Here is a 22,290-nt window from a genome sequence, read left to right on the forward strand (position 1 = left end):
TTCAATGAGCACTATCAAAGTCAAACTGGTGAAGGGCCTGATCGGCACCCGTCAAGACCACCGCGCAACCGTGCGTGGCCTGGGCCTGCGTCGTGTGAACTCTGTCAGCGAACTGCAGGACACTCCTGCTGTGCGCGGCATGATCAACAAGGTCGCCTACCTCGTTAAAGTCGTTTCCTAAGCGACCCTTAGGAACTGGAGAAAACAATGCAACTGAATACCATTCAACCAGCAGAAGGCGCGAAGCACGCTAAGCGCCGCGTTGGCCGCGGTATCGGCTCCGGCCTGGGTAAAACCGCAGGCCGCGGCCATAAAGGTCAGAAATCGCGTTCGGGCGGCTTCCATAAAGTCGGCTTCGAAGGCGGTCAAATGCCTCTGCAGCGTCGTCTGCCTAAGCGTGGCTTCAAATCCCTGAATGCCACTTTCAAGGCTGAAGTGCGTCTGTCCGACCTGAACGCCCTGGCTGTCGGTGAAGTCGACATCCTGGTGCTGAAACAGGCCGGCGTGCTGAATGTTCTGGCACGCGACGTACGTGTTATCGCTTCCGGCGAAATCACTAAAGCAGTGACCGTTAAAGGCCTGAAAGTGACCGCTGGCGCGAAAGCAGCCATCGAAGCAGCTGGCGGCTCGGTAGCCTGAGTCAGCTAGCTTAATCGGAGCGAAAATTGGCAACAAACCAACAGCTTGCTAAATCCGCCGCCGCCGGCTTCCCTTGGAACCGGCTGTGGTTTTTGCTGGGCGCTCTGGTGGTGTACCGTATCGGTGCACACATCCCTGTGCCGGGTGTCAACCCGGTAGAGCTGGCACGGTTGTTTGAATCGCAGCAGAACGGCATCCTGGGCATGTTCAACATGTTCTCGGGTGGCGCGCTGTCGCGTTTCACGATCTTTGCCCTGGGCATTACTCCATACATTTCGGCCTCGATCATCATGCAGCTGGTGTCGATCGTGTCGCCGACCATGGAGGCGCTGAAAAAAGAAGGTGAATCGGGCCGTCGCAAGATTACCCAGTACACCCGTTATGCAACTGTCGGTCTGGCACTGTTCCAGGCGTTCGGCATCGCGGTCGCGCTGGAATCCCAGCCTGGCCTGGTGATCGACCCTGGCATGGGCTTCCGCTTCGTCACCGTGGTGACGCTGCTGACCGGCACCATGTTCGTGATGTGGTTGGGCGAGCAGATTACCGAGCGCGGCCTTGGTAACGGCATCTCGATCATCATCTTCGCCGGTATCGCGGCTGGTCTGCCGAGTGCCTTGGGTGGCTTGTTCACCCAGGTCAGCAACAACCAGATCAACGCTTTCTCGGGGATCGTCATCGTGGTCCTGGTGGCAGCTGTCACCTACGCCGTGGTGTTCGTCGAACGTGGCCAGCGCAAGATCCTGGTCAACTATGCCAAACGTCAGGTCGGTAACAAGATCTACGGTGGGCAGACCAGCCACCTGCCGCTCAAGCTCAACATGGCAGGCGTAATCCCGCCGATCTTCGCTTCGTCGATTATCTTGTTCCCGGCTACCATCGTGGACTGGTTTTCGAAAGGTGCGGACACCTCTAACCCGGTGGTCCGCTTCCTGAAAGATCTGGCTGCGTCGATGGCTCCTGGTGAGCCAATCCATGCACTGCTGTACGCCGTGGCAATCATTTTCTTCTGCTTCTTCTACACCGCACTGGTGTTCAACAGCAAAGAAACTGCGGACAACTTGAAGAAGAGCGGGGCCTTTGTGCCAGGGATTCGTCCCGGTGAGCAGACAGCCCGTTACATCGACAAGATCCTGATGCGATTGACCCTGGCGGGTGCCGTGTACATCACCGTAGTCTGCCTGCTGCCGGAATTCATGCAGAGCTACTGGAAGGTGTCGTTCTATTTTGGTGGTACTTCGCTGTTGATTATTGTAGTTGTGACCATGGACTTCATGGCCCAAGTGCAAAATTATGTGATGTCGCAGCAATATGAATCGCTGCTGCGCAAAGCTAACTTCAAGGGCGGGCTTCCGACACGATAAATGGCAAAAGACGACGTAATTCAGATGCAGGGCGAGATCCTGGAGAACTTGCCCAATGCAACTTTTCGGGTAAAGCTGGAAAACGGCCACGTGGTACTCGGCCACATTTCGGGTAAAATGCGTATGAACTACATCCGCATTCTCCCTGGCGACAAAGTCACGGTTGAATTGACGCCGTACGACCTGTCCCGGGCCCGTATTGTGTTCCGGACAAAGTAATTAATTAAGCAATTTCGAACATAAGAGAGTGCAATCATGAAAGTTAACGCTTCAGTTAAGCGCATCTGCCGCAACTGCAAGATCATCAAGCGCAAGGGCGTGGTCCGCGTAATCTGCGTGGAAGCTCGTCACAAGCAGCGTCAAGGTTAATTCGAGGGAATAACGAATGGCACGTATTGCAGGGGTTAACATCCCAAATCATAAGCACACCGTTATCGGCCTGACCGAGATTTACGGTATCGGCCGTCCTCGTTCGCAGTTCATCTGCGCACAAGCCGGCGTTGCAACCAACAAGAAGGTCAAGGACCTGGACGACAGCGAACTCGAGAAGCTGCGTGAAGAAATCGGCAAATTCATCGTGGAAGGCGACCTGCGCCGCGAGCTGTCGATGAACATCAAGCGTCTGATGGATCTGGGTTGCTACCGCGGTATGCGTCACCGTAAGGGCCTGCCGGTCCGCGGTCAGCGCACCCGCACCAATGCACGTACCCGCAAGGGCCCGCGCAAAGCCGCTCAATCGCTGAAGAAATAATCTAGGGAACTACTATGGCTAAGCAACAAAGCTCCGCAGCAGCCGCTCGCGTACGCAAGAAAGTCAAGAAGAACGTCGCTGAAGGTATCGCACACGTTCACGCTTCCTTCAACAACACCATCATCACCATCACCGACCGCCAGGGCAACGCTCTGTCGTGGGCGACCTCCGGTGGTGCTGGCTTCAAGGGTTCGCGTAAGTCGACCCCGTTCGCAGCGCAGGTTGCTGCTGAAGCCGCTGGTAAAGTTGCGCAGGAATGCGGCGTGAAGAACCTGGAAGTTCGCATCAAGGGCCCTGGTCCTGGCCGCGAATCCGCTGTTCGCGCACTGAACAACCTGGGCATCAAGATCACCGAGATCCAGGACGTGACTCCAGTGCCGCACAACGGCTGCCGTCCTCCTAAGCGTCGTCGCATCTAATAGTCAGTCTGACATTGGCCGGTTCGGTGTGAACCGGCCACCGTCTTCTGCAATCAAAATCGCTGGAACAGTGAACCGGAAACGGTTATACTGTCCGGCTATTTTTGCCTTCTCGCGCCGCATCTGTGGCCGCGTTGGCAATGTTGAGCCACCGCCTGCTTGTCAGTGGAGCAGGCTAGCGCCTAACCGCATCCCGATGCGGCTGGGGCGTCATCTAAATCATTAAGGAAAATACCGTGGCACGTTATATCGGACCAAAAGCAAAACTGTCCCGCCGTGAAGGCACCGACCTGTTCCTGAAGAGCGCACGCCGCTCGCTCGATTCCAAGTGCAAACTGGACGTCAAGCCAGGCCAGCACGGCGTGAAATCCGGCGCCCGCACCTCCGACTACGGCAACCAGCTGCGCGAAAAGCAGAAGGTCAAGCGTATGTACGGCGTGCTGGAACGCCAGTTCCGTCGCTACTTCGCTGAAGCTGAGCGCCGCAAGGGCCCAACCGGCGAAACCCTGCTGTCCCTGCTGGAATCCCGCCTGGACAACGTTGCCTACCGCATGGGCTTCGGCTCGACCCGCTCGGAAGCGCGTCAGCTGGTTTCCCACAAAGCCTTCACCGTGAACGGCCAAGTGGTGAACATCCCTTCGTTCAACGTGAAGACCGGCGACGTGATCGCTGTGCGCGAAAAGTCGAAGAAGCAGACCCGTATCGTCGAAGCGCTGTCGCTGGCCGAACAAGTTGGCATGCCAGCTTGGGTGTCGGTTGACTCCAAGAAAATGGAAGGTACCTTCAAGTCCCTGCCAGAGCGCAACGAAATCGCTGCTGACGTCAACGAATCGCTGATCGTCGAACTGTATTCCCGTTAATCCCGGGTTGCTGTACCAAGGCGGGACTGGCTCCCGCCTTTTCCATTTAATGCCATCAGCCTTATCGGTGTAACGAGCCGAGGGTAATGAAAAGGACATTTACATGCAAAATAGCTTGTTGAAACCACGTATTATCGATGTTGAAGCCCTGGGCCACGGTCACGCCAAAGTCGTGATGGAGCCGTTCGAGCGCGGCTACGGCCACACTCTGGGCAACGCGCTGCGCCGCGTGCTGCTGTCTTCGATGACCGGCTACGCGCCGACCGAAGTCACCATCGCCGGTGTCGTTCACGAGTACTCCTCGCTGGACGGCGTGCAGGAAGACGTGGTTGACCTGCTGCTGAACCTGAAGGGCGTCGTCTTCAAGGTGCACAACCGTGACTCCGTGACCCTGACCCTGAAGAAGGAAGGCGAAGGCCCGGTGCTAGCGTCGGACATCGACCTGCCACACGACGTGGAACTGATCAACCCGGACCATGTGATCGCCAACCTGACTGCCGGCGGCAAGCTGGACATGCAGATCAAGGTCGAAAAAGGCCGCGGCTACGTTCCTGGTAACGTGCGTCGCCTGTCGGAAGACGCCAACAAGACCATCGGCCGCATCATCCTGGACGCCTCGTTCTCGCCAGTGCGCCGTGTTTCCTACGCTGTCGAATCGGCTCGTGTGGAACAGCGTACCGACCTGGACAAGCTGATCATCAACATTGAAACCAATGGCGTGATCACCCCGGAAGAAGCGATCCGTCAATCGGCGCGCGTGCTGGTCGACCAGCTGAACGTGTTTGCTGCCCTGGAAGGCACCGAAACCACCGCTGAAGCGCCATCGCGTGCTCCAATGGTCGATCCGATCCTGCTGCGTCCAGTGGACGACCTGGAACTGACCGTGCGTTCGGCCAACTGCCTGAAAGCAGAAAACATCTACTACATCGGCGACCTGATCCAGCGTACCGAAAACGAGCTGCTGAAGACCCCGAACCTGGGCCGCAAGTCGCTCAACGAAATCAAGGAAGTGCTGGCATCGCGCGGCCTGACCTTGGGCATGAAACTCGAGAACTGGCCACCGGCTGGCCTGGAGAAGTAATTTCCAGATCGGGTGACAGTGCTGGACATCGCGCAGCGATGTTCTGCCCTGTCACCAACTGATTAGCAGTTTAGCAGTACCGCCCGCTGCGTTTTGCCGCTGGCGTCTTAACGTGATAACCGGACCGCGCCGCGGCTTGCCAAGGCGATCGAAGATCTCGGATTTAAACAACATCGAAAGGAAGTACCATGCGTCACCGTAACGGCCTCCGTAAACTGAACCGTACCTCGTCCCACCGTCTGGCAATGCTGCGCAACATGACTGTTTCGCTGCTGCGTCACGAAGCGATCAAGACCACCCTGCCAAAGGCAAAGGAACTGCGTCGCGTCGTGGAACCAATCCTGACCCTGGGCAAGACCGACACCCTGGCCAACAAGCGCCTGGCTTTCTCCCGTCTGCGCGATCGCGAGATGGTCCTGAAGCTGTTCGCTGAACTGGGCCCACGCTACGCAAACCGCAACGGCGGCTACCTGCGTATCCTGAAAATGGGTTTCCGTCATGGCGACAACGCTCCAATGGCTTTCATCGAGCTGCTGGACCGTCCAGAAACCACCTCCGCTGACGAGGCACCAACCGCTGAGTAATCTCAGTCAGGTTTATTGAAGAGCCGGGCATTGCCCGGCTTTTTTTATTTTCCACTGGTAGCAGCTTAAAGCGGCGTTAAGCCGCCCGGTGTAAGATTGGCGTGCCCGATCGATCCACCGCCCAAGACCATGCAACGACAAGCGTCCTTCTTCAAGACGTGGCTGTTCGCCACGCTCTCGCTCTTTGTATTCCTGTTTGCCGGCGCGGCGCGGGCCGACGAAGAATTCCTCGATCCGCAGGTCGCATTCAAGTTTTCCGCCAAGGTGGTGGAGGGCAAGGCCATCGCCGTGACCTACGAGATCGCCGACGGCTATTACATGTACCGCGAGCGCTTCAAGTTCGTTGCCGACGGCGCAACCCTGGGTGAAGCGCAAATCCCGCCGGGCAAGGTCAAATACGATGAGACGTTTGCCAAGAATGTGGAGACCTATCGCCACCAGGTGACGATCGTGATCCCGGTGCAGGCGCCGGGGCCGTTCACCCTGAAGGCCACGAGCCAGGGCTGTTCGGAGAAAGGCTTGTGCTATTCGCCGATGGAATCGTCGGCGCGCCTGATGGTGGTGGGCGGCAGCAGCGCATCCATTGGCAGCGGCGTGTTCGGCTTCGGCGCGAAGCAGGGCGCTGCGGCTGCCCAGCAGAGCGTGCCGGGCGCCCCGGCATCGGCTGGCGTCGATACGCCAGAGGCGGCCGTGGCGGCAGCAGTCCCCGTGGCGGTGGCCGCCTCCGGCGACAGCGAAATGGGCAAGATCGAATCGGCCTTGAAGGGTGGCAGCCTGCTGGTGATTGCGCCCCTGTTCATCCTGCTTGGCCTGGGCCTGTCCTTCACTCCCTGCGTACTGCCGATGGTGCCGATCCTGTCTTCGATCATTGTTGGCGATGGTTCTGCCGGCAACCGCTCGCGCGGCTTCGTGCTGTCGGTCAGCTATTCGCTGGGCATGGCAATCGTCTACACCGTGCTCGGCGTGGCAGCCGGCCTGGTTGGCCAGGGTTTGTCGGCTGCCCTGCAAAACCCTTGGGTCCTCGGCTTCTTCGGCCTGGGGATGGCCGCCATGGCGCTGTCCATGTTTGGCGTGTATGACCTGCAAGTCCCGGCATCCATGCAATCGCGCCTGGCCGGCGCATCGAACCGCCAGTCCAGCGGCAAACTGGCCGGCGTGTTTGCGATGGGCGCCATCTCCGCCCTGATCGTCGGCCCTTGCGTCGCCGCTCCGCTGGCCGGAGCGCTGGTGTACATCAGCCAGACCCGCGACGTCGTGATCGGCGGCAGTGCATTGTTCTCGATGGCGCTGGGCATGAGTATCCCGCTGCTGCTGGTCGGTATCTCGGCCGGCGCCCTGGTGCCGCGCGCCGGCATCTGGATGCAGGCTGTGAAGCGCTTCTTCGGCGTGCTGATGCTGGCGATGGCCTTGTGGCTGGTCGCACCGGTGTTGCCGGGTAAAGTGCAGATGATCGGCTGGGCCATCCTGGGCGTGGGCTATGCGTTCTTCCTGCTGACCCATGAGCGCGGCAAATGGCTGCCGAAAGTCATCGCAGCCTTCTTTGCGCTATTCGGCCTGATCCAGGTAGCAGGGCTGGCGACCGGCAGTGCCGATCCGCTGCACCCGATTGAAAGGCTGGCCGGCCGCGCCGACCGCCACCTGCAGTTCACCCGCATCAAAACCGTGGCAGACCTGGATGCGGTGCTGGAGCAGACCGGCGGCAAAACCGTGCTGCTGGACTTCTATGCCGACTGGTGCGTGTCGTGCAAGGAAATGGAGAAGCTGACCTTCGTCGACCCGGCGGTCCAGCAGAAATTGGCCAATACGATTTTGCTGCAGGTGGACGTGACGGAAAATAACGAAGCCGATAAGGCCATGCTGCAGCGCTTCACCTTGTTCGGCCCGCCCGGAATTATTTTCTTCGATGCCGCAGGCCAGGAAATCGCCGGTTCGCGTGTCATCGGATTCCAGAACGCAGAGAAATTCTTGCGATCACTGCAAAAGCTGAACTAGTCCAAGGGCGCGAAAGGCGCCCTTTATTTTGGATGGGAGGTTGTGATAATATCAATAGTTTTTGCTGAATAAACAAATGGTCGAAGGAAGTTTATGGATGTTCGTTGTCTTGGCGTGACGGTGTTGGCGGCGTTGCTGGTCGCCTGTGGCGGTGGCGGTGGTAGTGCCAATGGTAATGGCAGTGCAGGCGCGAGCGTGCAATTACCCACCGGCCCCAAGACATATGTCGCAGCCACGCCAAGCGTGGGCGACTATTACTCGTACAAACAGGTGTGGCAGGTTTCAGGCCAGGGCGATTGGACCGAATATGTAACGCGTTTGGTCGCCGCGGTTGCAACGGATGGAGGCGCGACCCTTAAATACGTGTCCGCAATCGGCGGGCAATCCGAACTGATGGAATACCGTTCGCAGACGAGCACTGAAGATTATGACAGCCTGGGACGGCTGCTGAGTATCAAGGATTTTTCTTGTGTCCAGACCGCCAATCCACCATATCACCTCGTGGCGCTCCGGACGATTTCGGCCGGGATGAACTGGCAGCATGCGGGCGCGTTCGATACCAATTGTGGCGCAGGGCCTGTGCAATCCACCCTGGAATTCAAAGATACGGTCGGCGCCCTGGAGCCGGTGTCCGTGCCTGCTGGTACGTTCAATGCGTTCAAAGTAACGCGAAGTTCCACCTCGATCAATGAGACCTGGACGTCGGTGCGTGAGCGCACCTGCTGGTGGGAGCCCGAGTTGGGCGTGGAGGTGAAATGCCTTACCAATATGGTGCGGACGAAAAAGGCGACCGGAGAAAAGACGAATTATGCCGACTCCTTCGAGTTGCAAAGTTTTTCCAATCGTAAGCTGGGGCGCAAGATGGAATCGGCCCTGCGTTTCACCGGGTCCTGGAGCGGCCTCCTGCTAGGCGACGCCTACGGCAAGTGTACGGCGATGTTCCACCCCGATGGGACGATCAAGGGCAGTTGCGCAGACAGAGGATTCGAATTCGATATTATCGGCAAGGTCAATCCGGACGGGACGCTGGCATTGAACCTGGTCGGCAACGGTGTCATAGGCCAGACGATCACAGCAAAGTTCGAAAGCCAGCAGCAGATCAGCGGCACCTGGAGCGTGCCGAATCAAGGCAGCGGTACTTGGTTGATCACCCAGGACTAGGTTTTGCCACAACAGGGCGCCGCGAGGCGCCCTTATTGCTTGCCGTCCCGGATCAGCGATGTTGGTGCATGGCGCCGTGGTGCCTGCCGTGGCCGAAATGGCCGGCCTTTTCATCAAACAGTTTTTGCTGTTCAGGCGTCAGGGCGGCATAGAAGGTTTTCGTCGCTGCCAGGTTGCTTTCCATGCGGCTCAAACGGGCCTTCGTCATTTCAATCCGTTTTTCCATGCGCTCCGGCGCCGGCATATTCTTGAACGAGGCGCGATCGAACTGGCCGCGCTGCGGCATATTCGATTTCAGTGCCGACAAATAAGCCTGCCACGCGGCTTCCTGGGCCGGCGTGATTTTCAGCGTATCGTGCATGCGCTTGGCATGCGCGTCCATACGCTCCTGCATCTTTACCGGATCGAACTTGGTCGCCGCATATTGATGCTGCGGAGCCTCTTCTGCCATGGCCGGCAAAGAAGCCGCGCCAAATCCAAACACAGCTGCGCTGATGACGAATGCTTTATGCAAGGTTTTCATCATTTATCCCTTCAGAAATGAATTTATGAAAATGTGCACTCGCACTGCACATGGACGCATCTTCTCGCTTTCCTGCTTTTTCCAAATGTCCTGGAGCAAGGGTTTTGTATCCAGTTGTTGCACAATTATTTTCTTTATGTAAAGATTATTTTTATAACAAAATTTCACTTGCAAAGGAAAAGTATGCGTTCTCGTTGGGTTGGCGTAATGACAGCGCTGGGAGTTCTGGCTGGGTGTGGGGGCGGCAATCAAGCGGGCGGCGTTCAGTCTCCGCAACTAGAAACAGGGCCGAAGACGTATCTGGCGGCGAAGCCGACGGTAAACGACTATTACGCCTACAAACTGGTCAGTCAGGACGGCGCCGCTGCGGAAACGTCGAGCTATATCACGGCGTCGGTCAGCAATGTGGCAGCTGACGGTGGAGTTTCCGTTACTCACCTGTACGATTCGCCGTTGTCGACGACGACATGGCCAGCTGGTCCAAAATTCAGTTCAAGCACCTCGACTGACGAATATGACGTCCTTGGGCGCTGGCTTGGCGGAAAAAATAGTTCGACCTGCACAAGCACTCCAAATCTGCCTCATCACGCTGTAGCACCGTTGACAATCTCGGTCGGCATGAACTGGCAATATTCGATCGTTGTGAGCAATAACTGTTCGCCGCAAGCTCCGACTCAGGCCGCCGTTGAAATCAAGGACAGCGCGGTTGCACAAGAGACTGTAACGGTGGCGGCCGGAACCTTCAACACCATCAAGGTGATTCGGAACTCAAGCGAAAAAAGTAGTACCTCCACCATCGTTACTGAGCGCAATTGCTGGTGGGAGCCCGAGCTCGGGGTCGAGGTGAAATGTGTTTCAAATTCGACCAAGACTATCACGGCAACCGGCGCAGCAAGCTCGCAGAAGGAGACGTGGGAAATGCTTGGCTATGCCAATCAGAAACTGTCGCGCAAGGTGGACACGGCGGTTCGGTTTGCCGGTAATTGGAAGGGGAGCTACTTTGGCGGGGTGCCTGCTCCCGGCGGCTATCCGCTGGAATGCCGTCTCACAGTGGACGTCAATGGGAGTGCGCGAGGTTACTGCTTAGGGATGGCGACTTCTTTCAGCTTTACCGGCACCTTGGGTGCTGACGGGACGCTGACTTTCGTTGGGGACCCGGATTACCCCGGCATGTTATTTACAGGGAAGCTCGACAGCCTGCAGAAGATGAGCGGTGTCTGGAGCATTCCGCCGAACCTGAACGACGGCACTTGGAACCTGACCCAGGAATAAGGACTGGCCGGGGGAGTTTGTAACGCATTGTGTAGACCGGATCGGTATACACATGGCGATACAAACTCATTCCCCTGCCTGAGCGTATCAAGGGATAATTGTAGGCATGGAAAATGCCGCCACTATCCTCATCGTCGACGACGACCGTGATATCCGCACCCTGTTGCAGGACTATCTGGAAACCAATGGTTACCGCACCCACGGCGCCAGCGATGGCGCGGCCATGTGGAAGCTGCTCGATAACAGCAAGCCCGACCTGATCGTGCTGGACCTGAACCTGCCCGGCGAAGACGGCCTGACACTGTGCCGCAAGCTGCGCGCCCACTCGACCCTGCCGGTCATCATGCTGACTGCGCGCAGCGAGCCGCTGGACCGCATCCTCGGCCTGGAAATGGGCGCCGACGATTACCTGCCAAAACCGTTCGAGCCGCGCGAGTTGCTGGCGCGCATCCGCAGCGTGCTGCGCCGTAGTACCAGTACCGCCGCCAGCGGCGTCGACAAAGCCAGCCGCATCCGTTTCTCGAACTGGGTGCTGGACCTGACCGCGCGCCACCTGGTCAACCCGCAGGGCACGGTCATCATGCTATCCGGCGCCGAATTCCGCCTGCTCAAGGTTTTCCTCGAGCACCCGAACCGCGTGCTGAACCGCGACCAGTTGCTGAACCTGACGCAAGGCCGCGATGCCGATCCGTTCGACCGTTCGATCGACATCCAGATCAGCCGCCTGCGCCAGAAGCTGGGCGAAGATGCCCGCCTGCCGCAAATCATCAAGACGGTACGGAATGGCGGCTACGTCCTGGCAGGTACGGTGGCCGTGGAGCCCGACTGATGAAAGCGTTCTTCAGGGGCATGACGGGCCGGGTCTTCCTGGTCCTGATGCTGGGCATCCTTGCCTCTGCCGCGCTGACCCAATACCTCGCAGTCAACGAACGCCAGCGCACCTTGCAGCGCTACCGCGATTTCTTTGCCCTCGAACGTGCCGAGCAGATCATTTCGACCGCGGTGGTGGTGTTGCCGGAGTCGCGCAACCAGTACCTGCGCGTGGCGAGCATGGGCGCCATCAAGCTCGAAGTGCTGAACGACCTGAACGGCATCAACCCGGAAATGAGCGAGTTCGGCGCCACCCTGGCCAACCGCCTCGGCAAGGAATATGCCCTGCAATCGCTGCTTGAGCGCCCGGACGCCTGCGAACGCCCAACGCCTGCCTACACGGCCTTTTCCGTGTTCGGCGCCGGTACCGGCACCTGGCGCGGCACCTGCGAATCGCTGGCGGTCACCATGCCCGACGGCCAGCACCTGAAATTGTCCATCCTGCCGCCGCGCCAGCCGGCGCCGACAGGCAAAAATGAATATGCCGCTTTTGTTCCATTCCTGCTCAGCATTGCCGTGCTGGCTTACCTGGTGGCCCGCATGACGATGGGGCCGCTGAATAAACTGGCCGACGCCGCCAAGAACCTGGGCAACGACATCAACTACGCGCCGATCACGCTGGGCGGCGCAACCGAAATCCGCACCGCATCGGCTGCCTTCAACGCGATGCAGGCGCGCATCCGCCAGCACATCGCCCAGCGCACCGAAATGCTGGCCGCCATCACGCACGACTTGCAGACGCCGCTGACCCGCATGCGTTTGCGCCTGGAAAAGGTGCAAGACCCTGAATTGCAGGGCAAGCTGCTGGAAGACCTGTCGGCCATGCAGCAAATGGTCAAGGAGGGCCTGGACCTGGCGCGCAGCATGGACACCACCGAAGCCATGCAGCGCGTCGACCTCGACGCCCTGCTCGACAGCGTATGCGCCGACGCCGCCGACGCCGGCCAGGAAGTGGACTTGAAAGGCCGCGCCGCCATGGACCTGATGGGCCGCCCGCTCGACGTCCGCCGCTGCCTGGTGAACCTGATCGACAATGCCGTCAAGTACGGCCAGCGTGCCCATGTGACGGTCGAGCGCGAAGCCGGCGCTTCGCGCGTGCGCATCCGCGACGAAGGACCTGGCATCCCGGCCAGCCAGCTGGCACAGGTGTTCGAACCGTTCTATCGCCTTGAAACCTCGCGCAACCGTTCCTCCGGCGGCACCGGCCTCGGCCTGACGATTGCGCGCAATATCGCTGAACAGCACGGTGCCAGCCTGAGCCTGGCCAATCACGCGAGCGGCGGCCTGGAAGCCACCCTCGTGTTCCCGGAATTTTATGCAGGAAAGTAGTTAGACCTCACATGAAGAAGAAAACTTTGGCAGTAGTGGTGGGCCTGGCCATGGCCATCGGCGGCGGCGCCTGGCTTGCGAACAAGGGCCCGGCCGAGCAGGGCGCAGAGCACGCGCAAGGCAATGGCGGTGCTGGCGGTAAAGGCAAGGGCGAGCAAGGCCCGACCACGGTCAATGTGGTGGCGCCGCAGCGCCAGGATGTGCCGGTGGCACTGTCGGCCAACGGCACCGTGAGCCCGATCTCGACTGTCGACCTGCACCCGCAAACCACCAGCACCATCGTCAAGGTGCATGTGAAGGAAGGCCAGTTCGTCAAGCAGGGCGAGCTGATGTTCTCGCTCGATGCCCGCAGCGAAGCGGCCAATGTCGAGAAGGCGGATGCGCAGGTGGCGAAAGACCGCGCCTCCCTGGCCGACCTGGAGCGCCAGTACCAGCGCGCGCAAGAGCTGCGCACCCAGAACTTCCTGGCCCAGAGCGCTGTCGATACCCTGAAGAGCCAGGTAGACTCGAGCCGGGCCGCACTGGAAGCCGATATCGCCGTGGCCCGCGCCAGCAAGGTCGACCAGAGCTTCACGCAAATCCGCGCGCCGCTGAACGGCCGCGTCGGCGCCATCAACGTCTACCCGGGCAGCCTGGTTCAGCTCAGCACCTCGCTCACCACGGTGACCCAGCTCAACCCGATCAACGTCGCCTTCACCGTGCCGGAGTCCAGCCTGGCGGCCCTGCTCGATGCGCAGCGCGCCGGCAAGGTGGCGGTGCAAGCCTTCCAGAACAATTCGGACAAGCCGGTCAAAGGCCAGCTCAGCTTTGTCGACAATACGGTCGATCCGGTGGCCGGCGTGATCCGCGTCAAGGCAGTGTTCGATAATGCCGACAGCCGCCTGTGGCCGGGCCAGTACGTCAACACCAGGCTGACGGTCGCCACGCTGAAAGACGCCCTGGTGGTTCCGCAGAACGCTATTATTACCAATACCAAAGGCACTTTCGTGTACACCGTTGCGCCTGACCAGACGGCCAAGGTAGTCAACGTCCAACGCATCCATGGCTTCGGCACGCTGGCCGCAGTCACCGGCCTGAACGGCGATGAACAGATCATCGTCGAAGGCAAGCAGAACCTGCGCCCGGGCGGCAAAGTCCGCATCGCCGAACCTGCAGTGGCACAGAACGGCAAGGGCCACAAGAAAGGCAAGTCCGAATGAACCTTTCCGAGCTGAGTATCCGGCGCCCCATCATGGTGGTGCTGCTCTCGCTGAGCCTGATCCTGGCGGGTGTGCTGGCTTACTCCCATATTCCCGTCGCTGCACTGCCGAGCTATAACACCCCCGTCATCAACGTCAGCGCGGACTTGCCGGGCGCCTCGCCGGAAACCATGGCGTCGTCGGTCGCGCTGCCGCTGGAAAAACAATTCTCGACCATCGGCGGCCTGTCGATGATCACCTCCACCAGCACGCTCGGCAATACTTCGCTGACGCTGGAATTCGATGCGTCGATCAACGTCAATGAAGCCGCGGTCGACGTGCAGGCGGCGCTGCTGCGCGCCCAGCGTTCGCTGCCGCAGGAAATGACGGACTTGCCGTCCTACCGCAAGGTCAACCCGGCCGATGCGCCGGTGCTGTTCGCCACCATGACTTCGCCATCGCTGAGCCTGTCGGAGCTGAACGATTACGCGGAAAACCTGGTGGCGCCCAACCTGTCCACCCTGCCCGGCGTGGCCCAGGTGTCGGTCAACGGCCAGAAGCGCTTTGCCGTGCGCGTACGCGCCAAGCCGGACCTGATGAACTCGCGCAACCTGACGCTCGACGAACTGCAGGCCGCCATCAAGGCCGCCAACGCCAACACCCCGCTTGGCACCATCGATGGACCGAGCCAGACGCTGACCATCCAGGGCAACGCGCAGCTGATGCATGCCGCCGATTTCGCCGACCTGATCATCGCTACCCGCAATGGCCAGCCGGTGCGCCTGAAGGAAGTGGCGACGGTGGAAGACAGCTACCAGTCGATCAAGGCGGCCGGCAGCTATAACGGCGAGCGCGCCATTGTGCTGCTGGTGCAACGCCAGCCCGATGCCAACACCGTGCAGGTGGTCGATGCGGTGCGCAAGCTGCTGCCGCGCTTCCGCGCCCAGCTGCCGGAATCGGTCTCGATCAACCTGGTCAACGACCGTTCGGTGTCGATCCGCGAAGCGATCCACGACGTGAACCTGACCTTGGCGCTGACCGTGGTGCTGGTGGTGCTGGTGATCTTCCTGTTCCTGCGCCGCCTGGCTGCCACCTTCATCCCGGCCGTCACGATGCCGATTTCGCTGCTCGGCGCCCTGGCGCTGCTGTATGCGCTGGGCTACAGCCTGGACAACGTATCCCTGCTCGGCATCACGCTGGCGGTGGGCCTGGTGGTCGACGATGCGATCGTGGTGCTGGAAAATATCGTGCGCCATATCGAACTGGGCAAGAAACCCTTGCAGGCAGCCCTGGTCGGCTCGAAAGAGATGGGCTTCACCATCATCTCGATTTCGGTTTCGCTGGTGGCCGTGTTCATCCCGATCTTCTTCATGCCGGGAGTGATGGGCCTGATGTTCCACGAGTTCGCCGTGGTGGTCGGCCTGTCGGTGCTGGTGTCGGCGATCGTGTCGCTGACCCTGGTGCCGATGCTGGCCTCGCGCTTCATGCCGGCCGACTCGCATGAGACCTCGGGCGACGATACCTTTATCGGTCGCCACTTCGAGCGCGCCTTCCATGCCACGCGCGACGCCTATGCGCGCACGCTGGAGCTGGCGCTGCACCACCGCTTCGTGGTGCTGGGCATCGCGCTTGGCACCTTTGCGTTGACGGCCTGGCTGTACATCGCCATCCCGAAAGGCTTCTTCCCGGAGGAAGACCTGGGCCAGATCCGCGTCAATACCGAAGCGTCGGAAGACATCTCGACTTCGGCCATGCTGGAACTGCAGGAGAAGGTGGCAGCCACGATCCAGGCCAACCCGAACATCAAGGATGTCACCTCGTTCACCGGCGGCGGCAATACCGGCCGCATGTTCCTGGTGCTGAAGCCGCGCGCGGAGCGCAAGAAGATGACGGAGGTGCTGGACAGCCTGCGCAGGGAAACCAGGAAGATCGCCGGCATCCAGGTCTACCTGAGCCCGGTGCAGAACCTGCAGCTCGGCGGCCGTCCATCGAAAAGCCGCTACCAGTACACCTTGCAGTCGGTCAGCCCGGATGCCCTGAACGACTGGGCCGCCAAGTTCCTGGACCTGATGCGCGCCGATACCGACTTCCGCGACGTCACCAGCGATTCGCAGAACAAGGGCTTGCAGGCGCAACTGAAGATCGACCGCGACAAGGCCAATATGCTGGGCGTCAAGCTGGCCGATGTGCGCACTGCGCTCTACCTGGCTTTCGGCGAGCGCCAAGTGTCGACCATCTACTCCTCGGCCGCCAGCTATTTCGTGATCCTCGAAGCGGCGACCGAAGACCGCCAGTTCGACGACTCATTGACCAAGCTGTCGGTGCGTAACAGCAGCGGCCAGCTGGTGCAGCTGTCGAGCTTTGCCAGCGTCGAGCGCACTGTGGGCCCGACGTCGGTCAACCACCAGGGCCAGCTGCAGGCGATCACGATCTCCTTCAACCTTGCGCCCGATATCCCGCTCGGCAATGCCACCGCCAAGATCGAAAAGATGGGCATGCAGATGGGCCTGCCGGCCTCGATCATCACCAGCTACGGCGGCGATGCTGCCGTGTTCAAGGATTCGCAAGGCAGCCAGCTGATCCTGATCGTGGCGGCGCTGGGCGTGATCTACGTACTGCTCGGTGTGCTGTACGAAAGCTATATCCACCCGCTGACCATCCTGGCCGGGCTGCCGGCCGCGGCGGTGGGCGCGCTGCTGACGTTGTGGATTTTCAAGATGGACCTGACCATGATCGCCATCATCGGCATCCTGATGCTGATCGGTATCGTGAAAAAGAACGCGATCATGATGATCGACTTCGCCCTGGTGGCGCAGCGGGAAGAGGGCAAGGCGCCGCTGGATGCGATCCGCGAGGCCTGCATCCTGCGCTTCCGCCCGATCATGATGACCACGCTGGCGGCCCTGATGGGCGCCTTGCCGATTGCGCTGGGCCTGGGCGCCGGCGCCGAACTGCGCCAGCCGCTGGGCCTGGCTGTCATCGGCGGCCTGCTCTTCTCGCAGGTGATTACCCTTTACATCACGCCGGTGATCTACCTGTTCCTCGACAAGTACTCCGGCAACGGCCCGATGAAGGATGGCGAGCTGGATGCCGGATCCGCGGCGGAAGCCGCGCAGCCGGTCGAGCTGAGGGCCGTCAAAGCGGCCAAACACTGATAATATGCGGGGCGGCGCTTACAACCTGTAACATTCGTCAAGGGCGAAAGTCGGTAAGCTTCCACCCCAGTATCTTCAGTAAAAAGCCAATATCTTGCACCAGTACACCCACTCCCACGCCGAGCTTGCGGCCCACGACGGGCACCATTGCCCGACCTGCGGCCAGCCATGGCCGCAGGATCAGGTGCTTGAGTATGGCGCGAGCAAGCCCAACCGCTGGGGCATGGCCTTCACCATCGGCCTGCACTTGCTGGTGGTGCTGATCTATTTCATCAAGCCCAAGGACAAGATCGACCTGACCCCGCCGGCCAAGGCCGGCGAAATGGTGTATATCACCCCGGGCAAGCCGGCGCCGCAGCCCAAGCCCAAAGCGCAGCCGAAAGCCAAGCCGTCCAAGGAAACGCCGCGCTCGTCGCGTGCCTACCTGCCGCCGAACAAGAACGCGATCACCGAGATCATCAAGCCGCAGGAAAAGATTGTGCCGCCCGAGCAGGCCAAGCTGACCCCGGTGCCCGACAACGTGCCGGATATGGCGGCGCTGATCGAGCAGCGCCGCCGTGCGCGCAACGGCGAGACGCAGCAGCCGGCCCAGGAAGAAGATGCGGGCGCCACCGGCAAGGCGCGCGCCCTGGCCAATATCATGGGCGCCCAGGGCCGCAACGCGAATGGCGAACGCAACGATACCGGCGGCGTGTTCCAGATCGTCAACCAGACCTTCAATGGCGCGGATATCAAGTTCCGCGGCTTCAGCACCAACTTCAAGCGCACCTGGCAGCAGCAGATCCACGTCGACCAGGGCGCGGAAAAAGATATCGAAACGGCAATCGTCAAGAAGATGGTCGAGATGATCCGCAAGGAGAAGCCCGGCGACTTCATCTGGGAGTCGCATCGCCTTGGCCGCAACGTCCCAATGAGCGCGCGCAAGGAAGACGAGAAAGAGCTGCAAGCCTTCCTGCTGCTTGAGTTCTGGCCGAATTATGGCAAAGTGCGATAAGGCAACAACGTTGTAAAAATTCTTGAAACCGGCAGGGTTCTTGCCGCTATAATCGCCGAATTTGCCGATTGGAGCCGGAGTCTTCGCCGCGATGAACATCACCCTGATTTCCTTTGTTGTGCTGTACCTGCTGGGCACACTTGGCCTTGGCGTATGGGCTGGCACCCGCATCAAGAATACGACCGACTTTGCGGTGGCCGGCCGCAGCCTGCCCCTGATCATGGTGGTAACGACAACTTTCGCGACCTGGTTTGGCGCGGAAACCGTGATGGGCATTCCTGCCAAGTTCGTGCAGGGTGGCCTGAACGCCATCGTGGAAGACCCGTTTGGCGCCGGTACCTGCCTGATCCTGGTCGGCATGTTCTTCGCAGCACGCCTGTACAAGCTCAACCTGCTGACCATCGGCGACTTTTACCGCCAGCGCTTCGGCAAGGGCATCGAGGTGTTCTGCTCGGTGGCCATCATCGTTTCCTACCTGGGCTGGGTGGCGGCGCAGATCACTGCACTGGGCCTGGTGTTCTCGGTGCTGACCAATGGCGCCATGTCGGAAACCATGGGCATGATCGTCGGCACCCTGGCGGTGCTGATCTATGTGGTGATCGGCGGCTTCCTGGCGGTGGCCTGGACTGACTTCATCCAGATGATCGTGCTGGTGGTCGGCTTGACCGTGATCGCTTTCTTCTCGGCTGACCTGGCAGGCGGAGCGGGCAAGGTGGTCGATATGGTGGCCAGCAAGGACCTGGGCAACTTCCTGCCGCCGGCGCAGTTCACCGACATCGCCTTCTTCGTCGGCTCGGCCGTGACTATGATGCTGGGCTCGATTCCGCAGCAGGACGTGTTCCAGCGCGTGATGTCGGCCAAGAATGCGCCGACCGCGCGCACCGGCGCCATCATCGGCGGCGCCAGCTACATCCTGTTCGCCGCGGTGCCGATGTTCATCGTTTCCTGCGCAATCATCGTGCTGGGCGAGCATGGCCTGGAAATGGCCAAGAACGACTACCAGCGCCTGCTGCCGACCTTCGTGCTGACCAAGATGCCGCTGGTAATGCAGATCCTGTTCTTTGGCGCGCTGCTGTCGGCGATCAAGTCGACTTCGTCGGCGACGCTGCTGGCGCCATCGACCAGCTTCGTGGAGAATATCCTGAAAAACCTGCGTCCCGGGATGAACGACAAACAGCAGCTGTTCGCCATGCGTGCCACCATCGTGGTGTTCGCAGCGTCGGTGCTGCTGTACGCGATCAAGATGAATGGCACCTCGATCTATGAGCTGGTTTCCTCGGCTTACCAGATCACCTTGGTCGGTGCGTTTGTGCCGCTGGTCATGGGCCTGTACTGGAAGCGCGCCACGACCCAGGGCGCGATCTTCTCGCTGGGCGCTGGCATCGCTACTTGGATTGTCTTCTTCCCGCAGATCTCCTCGCTCGGCGCAACGTTCCCGGGACAGCTGGCAGGCTTGCTGGCGGGCTTCATCGGCATGATCGCTGGTTCGCTGATGCCACAGGTACTGCAGAATCGCCATGACGGTGTGCACCACGTCAAAGGCTTGAATCCATAAACAAAAACGCCGCGGATTCCGCGGCGTTTTTTTCTTACGCCAGGCCTTTCAGCTTGCGCGCGATATCGAGCGCGAAGTAGGTGAGGACGCCGTCGGCGCCGGCGCGCTTGAAGGCCATCATCGATTCCATCATCACCTTGTCGTGATCGAGCCAGCCGTTCAGCGCGGCGGCCTTCAGCATGGCGTATTCGCCCGATACCTGGTAGGCATAGGTCGGCACCTTGAATTCATCCTTCACGCGGCGCACGATATCCAGGTAAGGCATGCCTGGCTTGACCATCACCATGTCGGTGCCTTCGGCGATGTCCAGCGCCACTTCGCGCAGGGCTTCGTCAGTGTTGGCCGGGTCCATCTGGTAGGTGAACTTGTCGGCCTTGCCCAGCGCTGCCGCCGAACCGACCGCATCGCGGAACGGGCCGTAGAAGGCGGACGCGTATTTGGCCGAATAAGCCATGATGCGGGTGTGGATCAGTTCCTTCTCTTCCAGCGCCTTGCGCATCACGCCGATGCGGCCATCCATCATGTCGGACGGGCCGACGATGTCGACGCCGGCTTCGGCCTGGGTCAGCGCCTGGCGCACCAGCATTGCGGTGGTCTCGTCGTTCAGGATCGAACCTTTTTCATCGACCGTGCCGTCCTGGCCGTGGCTGGTGTACGGGTCCAGTGCCACGTCGGTCATGATGCCCAGCTCAGGGAAGTTTTTTTTCAGCTCGCGCACCGCGCGCGGGATCAGGCCTTCCGGATTGGTGGCTTCCACGCCGTCGTTGGTCTTCAGCGACGGATCGATATTCGGGAACAGCGACAGCACAGGAATGCCCAGCTTCACGCATTCCTCGGCCACCTTCAGCAGGTTGTCGATCGAGATGCGGTCCACGCCCGGCATGGTGCCCACCGCTTCGCGGCGGTTGGCGCCTTCCACCACGAAGACCGGGTAGATCAGGTCTTCGACGGTGACGGTGTTCTCGCGCATCAGGGCGCGCGAGAACGGGTCGCGGCGCATGCGGCGCATGCGGATGGCTGGAAAATCAGGAGTGATCATTCTTCACTTTCATCAGGAGGGGGCGCCTGGTCGCCATCGGCGAGGCCGGCCAGCTCTTCGATCTTGGCGGTCGCTTCCTCGATGCCGATGCGCTTCAGCGCGGAAAACAGTTGCACGGTGAAGGGGAAACCTTCGCCGTCTTCATCGACGTAGCTGTCGAGCTTGGCTTGCGCCTGGCGCAGCACATTGATGGATTCATTGCGGTTGAGCTTGTCGGCCTTGGTCAGGATGCAGTGGATCGGCTTGCCGGTCGGGGCAAACCATTCGATCATCTGCTGGTCCAGGTCGGTGAACGGGCGGCGCGCGTCCATCATCAGCACCAGGGCGGCTAGCTGCTCGCGCCGCTGGACATAGTCGCCCAGCAGGCGCTGCCAGTGGTTCTTGGCGTCGCCCGACACTTCCGCATAGCCGTAGCCCGGCAAGTCCGCTACCAGGCATTGCAGCTCATCCATGTTAAGCGGATCGTGGCGGTGCATCGCGACGTGGGCGCCGCCGATCGAGAAGAAATTGATGTGCTGGGTGCGGCCAGGAGTTTTGGAGGCGAAAGCCAAGCCTTTCTGGTTGCACAGGATATTGATCGCGGTTGATTTGCCAGCATTGGAGCGGCCCGCAAAGGCGATCTCTGGCACCGTCGTGCGCGGCAGGTCGCGCAGATGGTTAACGGTAGTGAAAAAACGGGCTTGCCAGAGTTTGGACATGGGGAAAGCAACAAAAAGAGGGCAAAAGTGCAGGAAAGCTATTGTACAATAAGGGGTTACGAATTGTTGCCATGCTATATTGCGCCAATTCTTATACTACTCATTATTTACTTCTGTCCCAAGGTGTCTGAATGAATCGTGCGTTTTCGCCATTTGTAAAATCCTTGTTCGTTGCAATGCTGGCCGTTTCCGGCGTGGCCTCCGCTAATGAAGCGCATGCCCCGGCAGCAGCCAAGGTTGATCCAGCCAAAGGCGCCACCCTGTATGCGGAAGGCGACAACGCACGCGGCATCCCGGCCTGCGTATCCTGCCACGGCGCCAAGGGCGCATCGACCATCACCGTCAACCCAAAACTGGGTGGCCAGGGCGAAGCCTACGTTTACAAACAGCTGGTGGCCTTCAGCGGCGATGCCCGTCCAGGCACCGTGATGACCGCGTTTGCCAAGGCACTGACCGAAGAAGAGAAGAAGAACATCGCAGCCTACCTGGCCACCGAGCCCGGCAAGGCCGGCGCCGCCAAGAACAAGGACACCGTCGAACTGGGCAAGAAGATCTACCGCGGCGGCATCGCTGAAAACCGCGTGCCGGCCTGTGCTTCCTGCCACGGCCCAGCCGGCGGCGGCATGCCAGCCATGTACCCGCGCGTCGGCGGCCAGCACCAGGACTACAGCGCTGCCACCCTGAAAGCCTTCAAGGCCGGCACCCGCAAGTCCAGCGCTGAAATGCAAACCATCGCTTACCGCATGTCCGACAAGGAAATCGAAGCGGTTGCCGACTACATGGCCGGCTTGAAGTAATTGCAATGCGCCGCCCGATGCAGGGCGGTTCT

The 22,290-nt window shown here is 60.2% G+C and carries 23 protein-coding genes; 20 read left to right on the plus strand and 3 right to left on the minus strand.

Going from position 1 to position 22,290, the window contains the following annotated elements:
- Positions 1–4 precede the first annotated feature (4 nt).
- The 12 genes from rpmD to ASD07_RS26500 all read left to right on the plus strand — a co-directional run bounded on the left by rpmD (position 5) and on the right by ASD07_RS26500 (position 8,848).
- The gene (gene rpmD / locus ASD07_RS26450) at positions 5–181 is read left to right on the plus strand and encodes a 50S ribosomal protein L30 (RefSeq protein ID WP_035373423.1); all 177 of its coding nucleotides are present in this window, start codon (positions 5–7) and stop codon (positions 179–181) included.
- Positions 182–207: 26 nt separating this feature from the next.
- Positions 208–639 (plus strand): 50S ribosomal protein L15, encoded by a 432-nt coding sequence (gene rplO / locus ASD07_RS26455; protein ID WP_028101648.1) that lies wholly within the window; start codon positions 208–210, stop codon positions 637–639.
- Positions 640–665: 26 nt separating this feature from the next.
- The gene (gene secY, locus ASD07_RS26460; RefSeq protein WP_055937653.1) at positions 666–2,000 is read left to right on the plus strand and encodes a preprotein translocase subunit SecY; all 1,335 of its coding nucleotides are present in this window, start codon (positions 666–668) and stop codon (positions 1,998–2,000) included.
- The gene (gene infA, locus ASD07_RS26465) at positions 2,001–2,219 is read left to right on the plus strand and encodes a translation initiation factor IF-1 (RefSeq protein WP_005663428.1); all 219 of its coding nucleotides are present in this window, start codon (positions 2,001–2,003) and stop codon (positions 2,217–2,219) included.
- Between the two features lie 36 nt (positions 2,220–2,255).
- Positions 2,256–2,369: a 50S ribosomal protein L36 gene (gene rpmJ / locus ASD07_RS30485; RefSeq protein WP_082507582.1), complete on the plus strand. Its 114-nt coding sequence runs from the start codon at positions 2,256–2,258 to the stop codon at positions 2,367–2,369.
- 16 nt (positions 2,370–2,385) lie between these two features.
- Positions 2,386–2,751 (plus strand): 30S ribosomal protein S13, encoded by a 366-nt coding sequence (gene rpsM / locus ASD07_RS26470; RefSeq protein ID WP_055937656.1) that lies wholly within the window; start codon positions 2,386–2,388, stop codon positions 2,749–2,751.
- 14 nt (positions 2,752–2,765) lie between these two features.
- Positions 2,766–3,170, plus strand: a complete 405-nt coding sequence (gene rpsK / locus ASD07_RS26475) for a 30S ribosomal protein S11 (protein WP_028101645.1) — start codon at positions 2,766–2,768, stop codon at positions 3,168–3,170.
- A 236-nt stretch (positions 3,171–3,406) separates the two neighbouring features.
- Positions 3,407–4,030 (plus strand): 30S ribosomal protein S4, encoded by a 624-nt coding sequence (gene rpsD, locus ASD07_RS26480; RefSeq protein ID WP_055937659.1) that lies wholly within the window; start codon positions 3,407–3,409, stop codon positions 4,028–4,030.
- A gap of 103 nt (positions 4,031–4,133) precedes the next feature.
- Positions 4,134–5,111: a DNA-directed RNA polymerase subunit alpha gene (locus ASD07_RS26485; RefSeq protein ID WP_055937663.1), complete on the plus strand. Its 978-nt coding sequence runs from the start codon at positions 4,134–4,136 to the stop codon at positions 5,109–5,111.
- A gap of 188 nt (positions 5,112–5,299) precedes the next feature.
- Complete coding sequence (gene rplQ, locus ASD07_RS26490; RefSeq protein ID WP_055937666.1) at positions 5,300–5,695, plus strand: 50S ribosomal protein L17; 396 nt, start codon at positions 5,300–5,302, stop codon at positions 5,693–5,695.
- A gap of 129 nt (positions 5,696–5,824) precedes the next feature.
- A complete protein-coding gene (gene dsbD / locus ASD07_RS26495) occupies positions 5,825–7,687 on the plus strand; it encodes a protein-disulfide reductase DsbD (protein WP_055937667.1) in 1,863 nt (620 codons plus the stop codon).
- A 93-nt stretch (positions 7,688–7,780) separates the two neighbouring features.
- On the plus strand, positions 7,781–8,848 hold the full coding sequence (locus ASD07_RS26500) for a hypothetical protein (RefSeq protein ID WP_156398186.1): 1,068 nt from the start codon (positions 7,781–7,783) through the stop codon (positions 8,846–8,848).
- A gap of 52 nt (positions 8,849–8,900) precedes the next feature.
- Here ASD07_RS26500 and ASD07_RS26505 read toward each other — a convergent pair whose 3' ends face one another.
- Entirely contained in the window at positions 8,901–9,374 is a 474-nt protein-coding gene (locus ASD07_RS26505) for a Spy/CpxP family protein refolding chaperone (protein ID WP_055937673.1), read from the minus strand.
- A 204-nt stretch (positions 9,375–9,578) separates the two neighbouring features.
- Here ASD07_RS26505 and ASD07_RS31175 point away from each other — a divergent pair, with 204 nt between their 5' ends.
- The 7 genes from ASD07_RS31175 (at position 9,579) to ASD07_RS26540 (ending at position 19,724) form a co-directional block, all read left to right on the plus strand.
- Positions 9,579–10,643 carry a hypothetical protein gene (locus ASD07_RS31175; protein WP_057247173.1) on the plus strand — a complete coding sequence of 355 codons (1,065 nt, stop codon included), beginning with the start codon at positions 9,579–9,581 and terminating at the stop codon, positions 10,641–10,643.
- Positions 10,644–10,749: 106 nt separating this feature from the next.
- Entirely contained in the window at positions 10,750–11,472 is a 723-nt protein-coding gene (locus tag ASD07_RS26515) for a response regulator (RefSeq protein ID WP_055937679.1), read from the plus strand.
- Positions 11,472–12,842: a cell wall metabolism sensor histidine kinase WalK gene (locus tag ASD07_RS26520; protein ID WP_055937682.1), complete on the plus strand. Its 1,371-nt coding sequence runs from the start codon at positions 11,472–11,474 to the stop codon at positions 12,840–12,842. The genes ASD07_RS26515 and ASD07_RS26520 overlap by 1 nt, the downstream gene beginning before the upstream one ends.
- An 11-nt stretch (positions 12,843–12,853) precedes the next feature.
- Positions 12,854–14,041 carry an efflux RND transporter periplasmic adaptor subunit gene (locus tag ASD07_RS26525; protein ID WP_055937685.1) on the plus strand — a complete coding sequence of 396 codons (1,188 nt, stop codon included), beginning with the start codon at positions 12,854–12,856 and terminating at the stop codon, positions 14,039–14,041.
- The gene (locus tag ASD07_RS26530) at positions 14,038–17,175 is read left to right on the plus strand and encodes an efflux RND transporter permease subunit (protein WP_055937688.1); all 3,138 of its coding nucleotides are present in this window, start codon (positions 14,038–14,040) and stop codon (positions 17,173–17,175) included. The genes ASD07_RS26525 and ASD07_RS26530 overlap by 4 nt, the downstream gene beginning before the upstream one ends.
- A gap of 94 nt (positions 17,176–17,269) precedes the next feature.
- Positions 17,270–18,169 (plus strand): cell envelope integrity protein TolA, encoded by a 900-nt coding sequence (locus ASD07_RS26535; protein ID WP_055937691.1) that lies wholly within the window; start codon positions 17,270–17,272, stop codon positions 18,167–18,169.
- A gap of 91 nt (positions 18,170–18,260) precedes the next feature.
- Positions 18,261–19,724, plus strand: a complete 1,464-nt coding sequence (locus ASD07_RS26540) for a sodium:solute symporter family protein (RefSeq protein ID WP_055937694.1) — start codon at positions 18,261–18,263, stop codon at positions 19,722–19,724.
- A 34-nt stretch (positions 19,725–19,758) separates the two neighbouring features.
- Here the strand turns inward: ASD07_RS26540 and hemB are convergent, their stop codons facing one another.
- Together hemB and yihA are read right to left on the minus strand one after the other, a co-directional pair.
- Entirely contained in the window at positions 19,759–20,763 is a 1,005-nt protein-coding gene (gene hemB / locus ASD07_RS26545) for a porphobilinogen synthase (RefSeq protein ID WP_055937697.1), read from the minus strand.
- Complete coding sequence (gene yihA, locus ASD07_RS26550) at positions 20,760–21,461, minus strand: ribosome biogenesis GTP-binding protein YihA/YsxC (protein WP_055937700.1); 702 nt, start codon at positions 21,459–21,461, stop codon at positions 20,760–20,762. Before yihA ends, hemB begins: the two co-directional genes overlap by 4 nt.
- 131 nt (positions 21,462–21,592) lie before the next feature.
- Between yihA and ASD07_RS26555 the strand changes: the two genes are divergently transcribed.
- A complete protein-coding gene (locus tag ASD07_RS26555) occupies positions 21,593–22,258 on the plus strand; it encodes a cytochrome c (protein WP_055937703.1) in 666 nt (221 codons plus the stop codon).
- Positions 22,259–22,290: the final 32 nt, after the last annotated feature.

This window comes from Duganella sp. Root336D2 (assembly GCF_001425005.1).
Lineage (GTDB): Bacteria > Pseudomonadota > Gammaproteobacteria > Burkholderiales > Burkholderiaceae_D > Rugamonas.

Bases quoted from the DNA above. Each gene is read 5' to 3' on its own strand.
- rplQ (WP_055937666.1), top strand. From the start codon at position 5,300: ATGCGTCACCGTAACGGCCTCCGTAAACTGAACCGTACCTCGTCCCAC.
- dsbD (WP_055937667.1), top strand. From the start codon at position 5,825: ATGCAACGACAAGCGTCCTTCTTCAAGACGTGGCTGTTCGCCACGCTC.
- rpmD (WP_035373423.1), top strand. From the start codon at position 5: ATGAGCACTATCAAAGTCAAACTGGTGAAGGGCCTGATCGGCACCCGT.
- hemB (WP_055937697.1), bottom strand. From the start codon at position 20,763: ATGATCACTCCTGATTTTCCAGCCATCCGCATGCGCCGCATGCGCCGC.
- rpmJ (WP_082507582.1), top strand. From the start codon at position 2,256: ATGAAAGTTAACGCTTCAGTTAAGCGCATCTGCCGCAACTGCAAGATC.
- rplO (WP_028101648.1), top strand. From the start codon at position 208: ATGCAACTGAATACCATTCAACCAGCAGAAGGCGCGAAGCACGCTAAG.
- ASD07_RS26520 (WP_055937682.1), top strand. From the start codon at position 11,472: ATGAAAGCGTTCTTCAGGGGCATGACGGGCCGGGTCTTCCTGGTCCTG.
- ASD07_RS26505 (WP_055937673.1), bottom strand. From the start codon at position 9,374: ATGATGAAAACCTTGCATAAAGCATTCGTCATCAGCGCAGCTGTGTTT.
- yihA (WP_055937700.1), bottom strand. From the start codon at position 21,461: ATGTCCAAACTCTGGCAAGCCCGTTTTTTCACTACCGTTAACCATCTG.
- ASD07_RS26555 (WP_055937703.1), top strand. From the start codon at position 21,593: ATGAATCGTGCGTTTTCGCCATTTGTAAAATCCTTGTTCGTTGCAATG.
- infA (WP_005663428.1), top strand. From the start codon at position 2,001: ATGGCAAAAGACGACGTAATTCAGATGCAGGGCGAGATCCTGGAGAAC.
- ASD07_RS26500 (WP_156398186.1), top strand. From the start codon at position 7,781: ATGGATGTTCGTTGTCTTGGCGTGACGGTGTTGGCGGCGTTGCTGGTC.
- ASD07_RS26525 (WP_055937685.1), top strand. From the start codon at position 12,854: ATGAAGAAGAAAACTTTGGCAGTAGTGGTGGGCCTGGCCATGGCCATC.
- ASD07_RS31175 (WP_057247173.1), top strand. From the start codon at position 9,579: ATGACAGCGCTGGGAGTTCTGGCTGGGTGTGGGGGCGGCAATCAAGCG.
- ASD07_RS26485 (WP_055937663.1), top strand. From the start codon at position 4,134: ATGCAAAATAGCTTGTTGAAACCACGTATTATCGATGTTGAAGCCCTG.
- rpsK (WP_028101645.1), top strand. From the start codon at position 2,766: ATGGCTAAGCAACAAAGCTCCGCAGCAGCCGCTCGCGTACGCAAGAAA.
- rpsM (WP_055937656.1), top strand. From the start codon at position 2,386: ATGGCACGTATTGCAGGGGTTAACATCCCAAATCATAAGCACACCGTT.
- ASD07_RS26540 (WP_055937694.1), top strand. From the start codon at position 18,261: ATGAACATCACCCTGATTTCCTTTGTTGTGCTGTACCTGCTGGGCACA.
- ASD07_RS26530 (WP_055937688.1), top strand. From the start codon at position 14,038: ATGAACCTTTCCGAGCTGAGTATCCGGCGCCCCATCATGGTGGTGCTG.
- ASD07_RS26515 (WP_055937679.1), top strand. From the start codon at position 10,750: ATGGAAAATGCCGCCACTATCCTCATCGTCGACGACGACCGTGATATC.